Origin of the sequence: Chitinophaga sp., from assembly GCF_036566945.1 — a bacterium.
Lineage (GTDB): Bacteria > Bacteroidota > Bacteroidia > Chitinophagales > Chitinophagaceae > Chitinophaga.
The window spans coordinates 1-11,503 of the sequence record NZ_DATCVJ010000751.1 but is presented as its reverse complement, the minus strand read 5'-3'; the positions used below and the strand labels follow the sequence as shown (position 1 = coordinate 11,503).

The 11,503-nt window shown below is 46.7% G+C and carries 6 protein-coding genes; 3 read left to right on the top strand and 3 right to left on the bottom strand.

Annotated features, from left to right (window positions below; genetic code table 11):
• The first annotated feature begins 173 nt into the window (after positions 1-173).
• Complete coding sequence (locus VIP81_RS22600; protein WP_331966748.1) at positions 174-905, top strand: GntR family transcriptional regulator; 732 nt, start codon at positions 174-176, stop codon at positions 903-905.
• Positions 906-1,015: 110 nt separating this feature from the next.
• On the opposite strand, the gene VIP81_RS22595 is transcribed toward VIP81_RS22600, so the two are convergent.
• On the bottom strand, positions 1,016-1,903 hold the full coding sequence (locus VIP81_RS22595) for a hypothetical protein (RefSeq protein ID WP_331966746.1): 888 nt from the start codon (positions 1,901-1,903) through the stop codon (positions 1,016-1,018).
• Between the two features lie 201 nt (positions 1,904-2,104).
• Between VIP81_RS22595 and VIP81_RS22590 the strand changes: the two genes are divergently transcribed.
• The gene (locus tag VIP81_RS22590) at positions 2,105-6,133 is read left to right on the top strand and encodes a DEAD/DEAH box helicase (protein ID WP_331966744.1); all 4,029 of its coding nucleotides are present in this window, start codon (positions 2,105-2,107) and stop codon (positions 6,131-6,133) included.
• A 195-nt stretch (positions 6,134-6,328) separates the two neighbouring features.
• Here VIP81_RS22590 and VIP81_RS22585 read toward each other — a convergent pair whose 3' ends face one another.
• Both VIP81_RS22585 and VIP81_RS22580 read right to left on the bottom strand, forming a co-directional pair.
• A complete protein-coding gene (locus VIP81_RS22585; protein WP_331966742.1) occupies positions 6,329-7,087 on the bottom strand; it encodes a glucose 1-dehydrogenase in 759 nt (252 codons plus the stop codon).
• Positions 7,088-7,111: 24 nt separating this feature from the next.
• Positions 7,112-8,830: an IlvD/Edd family dehydratase gene (locus VIP81_RS22580; RefSeq protein WP_331966740.1), complete on the bottom strand. Its 1,719-nt coding sequence runs from the start codon at positions 8,828-8,830 to the stop codon at positions 7,112-7,114.
• Positions 8,831-9,061: 231 nt separating this feature from the next.
• Between VIP81_RS22580 and VIP81_RS22575 the strand changes: the two genes are divergently transcribed.
• Positions 9,062-11,503, top strand: a 2,442-nt coding sequence (locus VIP81_RS22575; RefSeq protein WP_331966738.1) for an outer membrane beta-barrel protein, incomplete at its 3' end; no start/stop codon positions are given.

Here is an 11,503-nt window from a genome sequence, read left to right as displayed (position 1 = left end):
GGATTATCCATTTCATGCATTAAGATCCTGATTAACAACACTTATAAATGGTAATTGTTTGTTTAATCTGAAAAATTGCTATCGATGTCATTTTGGGCCGAAAGCAGACATACCTGCTAAAATAAGGGGTGCTAAAATTGTTTTTCTAGTTATTTTCCAGTTGCTTTGCAGACATGAATTTGAGTATAGATCATAAAAATCCTTTACCCCTTCATATTCAGGCCGAAAACCTGTTACGAAACATGATCAAAGACCCCCAATATGCGGGTGGAAAATTTTTACCCAATGAAGTACAGTTAGCCAAACAACTGGCTATCTCCAGGTCTACCTTACGTCATGCTTTAAATAAACTCGTTTACGACGGCTTACTGACCCGCAAAAAAGGGGTAGGGACTAAAGTGGCCGAAGCTGCTATCAGTTCTAAATCCAAGAACTGGCTCAGCTTTACACAGGAAATGACCGCCCGCGGCATTGCGATCAAAAATTTTGAGCTGCATGTCACCTGGGTATTACCAGATGAAAACATTGCCAATTTTTTTGAAATAAGTCTCACGAAGAAAGTACTGAAACTCGAACGCCTGAGAGGTAAAGCTGAAGGACCTTTCGTTTATTTTATCTCCTATTTCCATCCCCGTGTAGGATTAACCGGAGAAGAAGATTTTAAGCGGCCGCTGTATGATATCCTCGAGAAGGACTACATGACCACCGCTACTTTATCCAAAGAAGAAATCAGCGCAAAAACAGCCGACAAATTTATTGCCGGCAAACTGGAACTGGAAACAGGCAGCCCTATCCTTTTCAGGAAACGCTTTGTATACGACCAGGGCGAACGCCCCATCGAATATAACCTGGGTTATTATCGGGCCGACAGCTTTGTGTATATGGTAGAAAGCAGAAGAGACTAAACTTAATATCCCTCCACATGTAACGGTCGCCCGTAACACTACACGATATAAGATTTAGCATAAAATTTTATCAACAGTACCGGCTTTTGAAACCGGTACTGTGTTGATGATTATGGCTGCGGAGCTGCAGCCACATCTTTGGTAACAACAGGCCATACTCCCGGCGCGGGGAAGCTAACGCCTTTGTTGGCACCCCTTACCCCTGCGTCCTGTCCGAAGTAGTACAATGGCCAGCCTTTGTAGGTCAATTGCTTTTTGCCAAATACGGTGATGCTGCCAAACAGTGTTTTATCAAGTATAGAAGGCACAACTATCTGATCTGTTTCATAAATAGGCCACACCGCATTATTAGAGAAGTCTGCTTTGGTGAATTTATTGACGTTGAATTTATCAATGCTGAAAGCATACAGCGTAATACCTTTGGCATCGGTGAAATACAGGGTTTTACCGGTACCTTCTGTATGGTCTGCCAGGTAGTTTTTCCCGTCTGCCCCCACCAGCTGGGCGTTTACCAGTTGTATAGAGTAGTCTGTTTTGGCTACAAACCAAACATTATTTACGGCTTCTCCTTTTGTTTCGCCAGCGGCTTCGCGTACGTTGGTACCATTCACATTTGGTGCATAGTAGTATAGCGGCCATCCTTTGTAAGTAGTTTGTTTTTTGCCATCAGTAGTAGTAATGGTGCCAAAGTCTTTGATGTCTAAACCTGTGCCCAGTGAAGCCTGTGCCAGATTATCTCCTGCATAATAAATAGGCCATACGGCTGCACATCCGCCACTGCAGTTATTGGCGCCGTTAAAATCGTTGGAGAAATAATAGAGTGAATTGCCATCCACATCTGAAATGTGACTACCAAGTGTAGCGCTGGTGCTGAGTTGTACTACCGGCTTGGGTGCAGGTTTGTCGGGGTTGTTGTTGTCATTTCCGCCACAGGCGCTGAAAACCACAATGCCGGACACAGCTATCCATGAGAATAAGGTGTTTGTTACGCAGTTCATGCTGATTAAAATTTTTTTGAGAATAAAAAAGATAAATACGCCATCGCCTGCTGTTGGTCAGCAAGATTGGGCAATCCGGTACGTATCCTTATTCGCAAAAAGCAATGAAAAGGTTGCCGCGTGCAAAAAATAATTTTAGAACAACTCGTTGACAGGATTAAAAAACTGCCGCACTCCCCATAATCCGCTAAATTTGCTGCCATGGTAAACGAAAGCTACTACCGGCAGCAATATGAATCTCAGGAAAGCCATACCAGACTGGTGATGGATGTATTATCTGTGTACCTGTATCCACTGGAAACATTTACGATTACCGATGCCGTAAATCGGGTAAAGGAAATGAAGGGCACGGAAATCAGTGCCATATTAAAGCACCTGGTCACTTCCGGATGGGTGATCAAAAACGTAACCGGGAATTATGCGTTGATACCGGAGCTAAACTTTTTACTCTTCCCGAAAAATATAACACAGGCGCAATATGCCGTGCTGCAAGGCCGCTCGCGTGCGGCCATTCATGCCTTTTATAGTATCAGCGCACGCCTGCAGGACCTGCAACAACTACTCACCGCCTACTTTACGGGTGACCGTTTTTTATTATCAGCTCCTGTAAAAAAGCTGGAACTGGAACTGGATGAATACCAACCGTACTTATCCTACCTGTTATATTTTCCGGCCTATGCGGAGTTGTTACAATTTTTCAGCACAGAAAGTGTCAACAGGATAGCAACTTATGCGCTGAAGTACAACCTGCTGAAAATGCCGCCCATAGCCGAACTGGAAGCATTTCGTCAGCAATATGGGATCAATCTTCCGGAGCTGTCTGTTTTGCAGGGGCATTTTAATATGCCGCCGGCAGATGTGTCTGCCGACGATTTATATGCCCAGGCAGTGATATTATTATATAGCGGTGAACCGGAAAAAGCCCTTGCACAATTTGAAAAAGGAATCAAACGGCAACGGCAGTACGATAAAAAAAATACGCTGCCTTTATCGCCGGTGTTTGCTTTCTACTACGCCTTTACTTTGGCGGTATTGCCCGCTGAGAAAGCGAATCCCCTGATCACAAAAATTGTGGTGGCCTATGAGCGAAAATTGTTGCCCGCTTTTACACCCGCCGTTTGCCTGTTGCATTTTCATGCAGGACGGAAGGAAAAAGCAGATAACCTGTTGTTGATTTTACTGGAAGGTGCAGAGAGTAACCTGCTAAGTTATTTATCTGTGCTGTGTTTGCAGCTGCTGCATCCTAAAAGCAGATTGTTGCGCACTTTTAGTCCGCAAGCCGGGCACCTGTTAAGTCTGGGTATGGAACGTCACTACCGGTTACTCACCTACGAATATTTATATTTATTTAAGGGAGATGATTATGCAGGTTATGAAAGTCAGTTCCAGGAAGCTGCTGCCATCACCGGTCATTCGCCGGTATTTTCGCAGATGGAGCAAACACCTGACTGGGAGCGGCTTTTAAATACGCTGTTGGGGGCGGACAGCCATCTTACTAAAAAAGAGAAAAATGTAGTCGCCTCCCGGTTAATTTACCTGATAGATTTTGATCACTATAAAATACAACCGGTACTGCAAACATCACAAGGCGCCAACACCTGGAGCGCCGGCAGAAATGTGGCGTTGAAAAAACTAAAGGACGGCAAAGCGGAAGCGATGACCGACCAGGATTTTCGTATAGGCAATACCGTGCAGAAAGATCATTATTATAACTACGACGGCGAATCCTATTCTTTTGCGGAAACAGTATGGCAGGAGATTGCAGGGCATCCATTGTTGTTTTTGGAAGCCGATCCCACCATTTCCGTAGAAATAGTAAAAGCACAACCCGAGCTGAGTGTTAATAAAAACGGTCAGGGTTATACGTTTAGCGCCAACATAGAAGATTATATCAGCGAAACGGTGTTTGTAAAAGAAACCAATACCCGGCTGAAAGTAATTAGTCTCACGCCTCAGCAGCGGCGTTTATTACAAACCTTGCAGCAAATACCAATAGTACCGGCTGCCGGGAAAGATAAGCTCATACAGGTGTTAAAGAGCATTGGCGCACACCTTACTATCCATGCGGATATGGGCGATATTGCCGCTAATATCAATAAGCGTCCGGGCGATAGTCGTATTGTAATACAACTGCTGCCACTGGGAGAAGGGTTAAAAGCCGGCATCTACGTAAAGCCATTCACGATAGACCCGCCCTATTGCAAACCTGGTACCGGTGCGCATAATATTATCGGTATCAGCAACGGAGAGCGCTGGCAGGCCATCCGGGACCTGGCCAAAGAAAAGAGTAATATCACAGCATTGATGAATCTCATCCAGGGCGCTATTGCGCAGGATCTCTCCGATGATACCATCATCTTTGAAGACCCGCTGGACTGCCTGCAGCTACTGGAAATTATCAGGGAACATCCGGAACTGGTAAGGGCAGAATGGCCGGAAGGCGAGCGCTATAAAATCAGCCACCAGGCAGGCTTTGCTCACCTGAGTATTTCTCTGAAAGAAAAGGACCACTGGTTTATGTGCGAGGGAGAACTGAAGGTAGATGAAACCACTGTGCTGGCGCTGAAAGACTTGCTGGACACTACCCGCACCGTTAAGAAAAGATTCGTTGCCTTACAAAACGGTGAATACCTGGCATTGACGGCCGACTTACGCCGACGCCTGAACGAAATGTCCAGCGTCGCAAAAATAGACCGTAATACGGTGAGTATACAACCCTTTGCAGCCACTGTACTGGATGAATTGCTGGAGCAGGCAGGGAGTGTTACCACAGATAGTGCCTGGAAAGCCTTTGCCCACAAACGAACTACCGCCATGGAATTAACGGTGTCGGTACCAGTGACGCTGCAAACAACGTTGCGGCCTTACCAGGAAGAAGGCTTCCGCTGGATGACGCATCTGGCAGCCTGGGGAGCCGGCGCCTGCCTGGCAGATGATATGGGATTGGGTAAAACTATTCAGGCCATTTCTCTGCTTTTACAACGCGGACAGGAAGGTGCGGCGCTGGTGATTTGCCCCGCCTCGGTGGTCAGTAACTGGAGTAATGAAATAAATCGCTTCGCACCCTCCCTGAATGTAATTTACCTGCACAACGGCCACCGTGCCGCTCTTGTAAAAGGCGCCGGCGCTTTTGATGTGGTCATCACTACCTATGGTTTGCTGCAGGCGGAAGAGCGGCTATTGTCGTCCGTGAAATGGCCTACCATTGTGCTGGATGAAGCGCATACCATTAAAAATTTCCAGACAAAAACCTCCAAAGCAGCCATGTCGCTGCAGGCAGGATTTAAGCTGATGCTAACGGGTACGCCTATACAAAATCATATGGGGGAGATCTGGAACCTGTTTAATTTCCTGAACCCCGGATTGCTGGGTACGTTGGATCATTTCAATAAACAGTTTGTATTCCCCTCTGTTCGCAATCCGGAGAGTGCGGTGAAGCAACACCTGAAAAAGCTGATCGCACCGTTTATCCTGCGCCGTACCAAAACCAATGTACTGGACGAGCTGCCACCAAAAACAGAGATCGTAAAGCTGGTGAGTTTATCGCCCGATGAAGCGGCCTTTTATGAAGCCTTGCGCCGCAAAGCGCTGGAGAATATCAAGGCGCAGGAGGGGAGTATGGCGCAACAGCATATCCGGGCATTGGCAGAGATCAGCCGCCTGAGAATGGCCGCTTGTCATCCGCAGATGGTGGATGCAGAAACAGATATCCCTTCTTCCAAATTACTGGTGTTCCGGGAAATTGTGGAGGAACTGATCTCCAATAATCACCGGGCGCTGGTGTTCAGCCAGTTTGTAAAGCACCTGGATCTGGTCAGGGAAGCATTAAATGCTATGGGTGTTACCTATCTCTACCTCGATGGCAGTACGCCTATGTCGCAGCGTGATAAGCTGGTGAAAGATTTTCTGGCAGGCACCGGGCAGTTGTTCCTGATCAGTCTGAAAGCAGGTGGACTGGGACTTAACTTAACGGCTGCAGATTATGTGATTCATATGGACCCGTGGTGGAATCCGGCGATTGAAGAACAGGCATCCGATCGCGCGCATCGTATCGGACAAACACGGCCAGTGACGATCTACAGGCTGGTAGCACAACACACCATCGAAGAAAAAATTATAGCACTGCATAACAGTAAAAGAGATCTGGCCGATCAACTGCTGGAAGGTAGTGATCAGGCCGGCAGGTTAAATGCGAAGGAGCTGCTGCAGCTGATTGCGGACCGGGATTAAGACATTTTCCCGCAAAGCCGCAAAGTAGCAAAGCCGCCAAGTATCGAAGCGAAATTTTAAGTTCGCAGCTATATAACAATTATGTCATCCTTGCGCCTTTGCTGCTTTGCGGCTTTGCGGGAAAAAAATATGCTCATCACCGCTAAAATATCCGCCACAATAGCTTTTTGCTTTCCGCTTTCTGCTTTCTGCTCCTTAGAAGGGCGAAGGACTAATACTTGTCCACCCACCATCAATGATAAGACTTTGGCCGGTAATATGCCGGGCCATATCAGACACCAGGAACAGCGCAGCATTGGCAATGTCGAGCGTATGCGCCGGCCTGCCCATAGGGGTGAGCGTAGACCAGGTTTTTTCATATGCCGGATCATCGAGCGTGCGTTCTGTGAGCGTAGCTCCGGGTGCAATAGTATTCACCGTAATTTTATAAGGCGACAATTCAATCACTAAATTTTTAGCCAGCATTTCCAGGGCGGCTTTGCTCATGCCGTAGGCAGCCAGGTCTTTATGCGCCTGATGGCCGGTAACGGAAGACGTGAACAGAATGGCGCCACCGTGTTCCTGTTGCTTCATCCGGTTGGCGGCTGTTTGTGCCAGAAAAAAAGTGCCGCCCAGGTTCACCTGCATTACGCGGGAAAAAGCGGCAGGCGTATAGGTAAAGAAGTCGCCAAACAGGGTGATGCCGGCATTGGCAATCACAATGTCGATGCTGCCGTAGCGGGTAACGGCCACATGTACCATTTGCTGTATAAAAGTGATGTCGCTGGAGTCGCCTGGCATGGCAATGCAAATGCCTTTATCGCTGGTGATGTCATTGGCCGCGTTGTTGGCCAATGTTTCATCAATATCATTCAGTATCACAATGGCGCCTCTTTGTACCAGTTGTTTGCATATTTCAAATCCAATGCCCTGGCCTGCGCCGGTAACGATAGCTACTTTATTTTCGAATTGCATAACGGGTGTTTTGCGCGTTTTTATTTAATGAGAATCCCTGGTCACTTCACTGCCGGAGCTGCCTTTCAAAAAATCGAGATCCGCACCGAGGTGGGCTTGTTCCACATGCTGCTGGTACAACTGCACGTAGCCCCGGGTAGATTGTGGATAGACCGCCTTCCAGGATGCTTTCCTGCTGGCAATTTCTTCCGGTGTAATATCCGCAAAAAGACGGCGGTTATGTACATCCAGGGTAATCACATCTCCCTCCCGGATAATGGCGAGGGTACCACCGGCGGCCGCTTCCGGCGATACATGCAGGATCACCGTACCGAAGCCGGTACCGCTCATGCGTCCATCAGAGATGCGTACCATATCCGTAACGCCTTTCGCCAGCAGTTTGGCCGGCAGTCCCAGGTTGCCTACTTCCGGCATGCCGGGATAGCCTTTGGGACCTACGTTTTTAAGCACCAGGATACTGTTTTCATCTACGTCCAGTGCGGGATCATCTATTCGTTTTTTATAATCGTCAATATCTTCGAATACTACTGCTTTGCCGGTATGCTGCATCAGATGCGGACTGGCGGCGGATGGTTTAATCACCGCTCCTTGCTCACAAATGTTTCCTTTTAATACTACAATACCGGAAACCGCATTGAAAGGTGTGTCGAGGGGGGCAATCACTTCTTTATTATAGCTCACGGCATGGGCGTAATTGGCGCCGATGGTTTTGCCGTTGGCCGTTAAACAATCTTTGTGCAGATGATCGAGCAGGATGTTGATCACGGCCGGAAGCCCGCCCGCATAATAAAGATCTTCCATGAAATAACTCCCCGATGGTTGCAGGTTGGCGATGAGCGGGATGTTGGCGGAAAAAGTATCCATGTCCTGCAGGTTCAGTTCTACACCGATGCGCCCGGCAATGGCCAGCAGGTGAATAACGAAGTTGGTGGAGCCGCCGATAGCTGCATTTACGCGGATAGCATTTTCAAAGGCTTCCCTGGTAAGGATATCTGACAATCGCCTGTTTTCGCGTACCATTTTCACCGCTTCAGCACCGGACAGCTGGGCCAGCACCTTACGGGCAGCATCGGGCGCCGGAATGGCGGCGTTTTGAGGCAGTGATAGTCCAAGGGATTCCACCATACAAGCCATGGTGGAGGCGGTGCCCATTACGGCGCAATGGCCATCACTCCGGCACATACCGGCTTCTGCCATCATCAGTTCTTCGTTGGTCATACGACCGGCCCTTACGTCTTCACTAAACCGCCAGATATCGCTGGTGCCAATGGCATGTCCACGGTGCCGGCCTGTGAGCATAGCGCCACCCGATACAACAATCGTGGGTATGTTTACACTGCAGGCGCCCATGACCAATGCAGGTGTTGTTTTATCGCATCCGCATAATAAGACCACGCCATCCAGCGGATTGGCGCGGATAGATTCTTCCACATCCATACTCACCAGGTTACGGTAAAGCATAGCGGTAGGCTTAATCAGCGTTTCTCCGAGCGACATCACCGGGAACTCCAACGGATAACCGCCCGCCTCCAGCACACCACGTTTCACCGCTTCTGCCAACTCCCGGAAGTGAGAATTGCAGGGCGTTAGTTCCGACCAGGTATTACAAATGCCGATAATAGGTTTTCCTTCCAGCTCGTGAGCGGGGATGCCTTGCTTCTTTAGCCAGGCGCGGTAAATAAAACCATCTTTGCCTCCACGGGCAAACCAATGACTGCTTCTGAGTGAATGTTCCTGCTTCATAACGGGAATGGATATAGTATAAGATACAATTATTTACGGATTCCGAAATTTACGCATTTTGATCTTGTGATGCAATGCTAAATGACAACGATTTATTAATCTCCCCTTTCTCTACATGATAACTAGGTTATCATTTAACAGATGTTTATCACACACGTTCATTAGACTTCAAATTTTATTATGGAATTTTAACCTCGTTGCATCTCTACCCAGAACCTGTATTTGTCCACAATGAAGAAACTAATTGGATTTATCCTTTGTCTGCTCACCATTACCCAGCTCTGTTTGGCACAACAGGCGGTTGTAAAAGGAAATGTAGCAGACACCCTGAATCGCGTTCAATTGTCACACTCCGTAGTCGCACTACTCCAGGCCAAAGATTCTATACTCGTCAGGTTTACGCGAAGTGATGAAAAAGGTCACTTTGAACTGAACAAAATTCCGGCCGGTAAATATGTACTGCTTATTAGTTATCCTGCCTTTGCTGACTACGTAGAGACGTTAACGTTAGCTGATACTTCCGTAGTGCATCTTGATAAAATTATGCTGACGCAGCGATCCCGTTTGTTGCAGGAAGTGGTGATCCAGCAAAAGATTGCCGCCATTAAAATGAAAGGGGATACCACGGAATTTAATGCAGGCAGCTTCAAAACAGAAGCCAATGCATCTGTGGAAGATCTGTTGAAAAAACTGCCTGGTATAACGGTTGATAATAAAGGACAGATTACTGCACAGGGAGAAACCGTGAAGAAAGTACTGGTAGATGGAGAAGAGTTTTTTGGCGATGACCCCACACTGGTCACTAAAAATCTGCGGGCCGACATGGTGGATAAAGTGCAATTGTACGATAAAACAAGTGACCAGGCCAATTTCACCGGGATGGATGATGGTGAAAAATCAAAGACGATTAATATTCAGCTGAAAGAAGATAAGAAGCGGGGCTATTTTGGGAAAGTGGCCGTTGGTGCAGGCGATCAGGGCTATCATAACAATGAAGCCATGTTCAATGTGTTTAGGGGCAAACAAAAACTAGCCGCTTTCGGGATTGTGTCCAATACCGGCAAGATAGGTTTGAACTGGGGTGACCGGGAGAAATTCGGTGCCGGCAATGGTGATATATCGGTCAATGATGACGGCGACTTTGAATTCAATGGTCAGGGAGATGACCTCGATAGCTGGGACGGCCGGTATCAGGGTAATGGATATCCGCTGGTGCAAACCGGAGGGCTACACTATGGCAATAAATGGGACAGGGACCGGCAGAATGTGAATGCCAACTACAAGATCATGAAATTGTTTGTGGATGGCAGCAGTAACACGGTTTCACAGGATTTATTGAAAGATACCACTTACTATAATAACTCATCTGAGCAGTTTAAAAACAGCATTCTTCGTAATCGCCTTAATGGTAGTTACGAAAATCAGATTGATTCCAGTTCTTCCATCAAACTCATGGTAGATGGTAGTTTGGATCATAAAATATCTAGTATGTTCAATACTGCGGAGGTATTGGCAAATACAGATATGGTAAATAACAGCCAACGGAAAACCTCGTCTGTGTCTGATATTGGAGGATTCAACTCGAGCATTTTGTGGCGTAAGAAATTTAAGAAGAAAGGCCGCACCCTGTCTGTGTTGTTTGCGGAAAATTATAGCCGTACCAATGGAGAAGGATTGCTGGACGCACAGGCTAATTTCTATAAAATGGGACTGGTAGATTCTGTTCAAAATACCGATCAGCGTAAAACAACGAACAATGAAGCGATTGGTATCAATAGTAATATTACTTATACAGAACCGTTATCGAAAAGTTCTTCGCTGGCAATTAACTATGGTATTAATGTAGATAATAATCATTCCAACAGACTTTCTTTTAACCAGAACAGTGACGGGAAATATGACATGATGGATTCGTTGTATAGTAATGATTATGCTTTTAATATACTTACCCACAAAGGAGGTTTGAACTATCTGTATACGAAGAAAAAAGTACGTGTTAGCGTAGGTAGCAATGTAGGGCTGACCAGCTTTCAGCAGAAGGATATGTTCAGAGATCATGAGCGGGATCGTAATTTCGTTAACTGGTATCCGAGGGCTATTTTCCGGTATAATATCACTTCGCAACGCCGGCTGTCGTTTAACTATAACGGCTATACGCGGCAGCCTGGAATCAATGATTTGCAACCAATCCTGGTAAATGATGATCCGGTGAATGTGGTCATCGGAAACCCGAATCTGAAGCCTTCTTTTAATAATAGTTTTAATGCCAGCTTCTCTGATTATAAGGTGATGACGAACCGGGGGATGTGGGTGAGTTTGAACTATTCGACTACCAGTAATGCTATCAGCAATCGCAGTGTGTTGGACGGAAACGGAAAAAGAACGACGCAGGCAGTCAATGTAAATGGTAATAGCAATGCACATTTCTATGCAAATTTTAACTGGAAGATCGCTCCCATAGATCTGAGAATAGGTAGTGGTGCGGATGGCGGCCTGACCAGGAATGTGAATTATGTGAACGATGTTTATAACGTAACGAAATCCGGATATATTGGTCTCAATTTATTTGCCTCCAAACAGAAAGAGAAGAAATATGAGGTGTCCCTTGAAGCCAGTACCAATTATAATACCAGCGTTTCTTCTGTACAAACGTCGCTGCGCACTAATTACTGG

Coding starts and splice junctions, on each gene's coding strand:
- VIP81_RS22600 (WP_331966748.1), top strand. CDS start 174: ATGAATTTGAGTATAGATCATAAAAATCCTTTACCCCTTCATATTCAG.
- VIP81_RS22595 (WP_331966746.1), bottom strand. CDS start 1,903: ATGAACTGCGTAACAAACACCTTATTCTCATGGATAGCTGTGTCCGGC.
- VIP81_RS22590 (WP_331966744.1), top strand. CDS start 2,105: ATGGTAAACGAAAGCTACTACCGGCAGCAATATGAATCTCAGGAAAGC.
- VIP81_RS22585 (WP_331966742.1), bottom strand. CDS start 7,087: ATGCAATTCGAAAATAAAGTAGCTATCGTTACCGGCGCAGGCCAGGGC.
- VIP81_RS22580 (WP_331966740.1), bottom strand. CDS start 8,830: ATGAAGCAGGAACATTCACTCAGAAGCAGTCATTGGTTTGCCCGTGGA.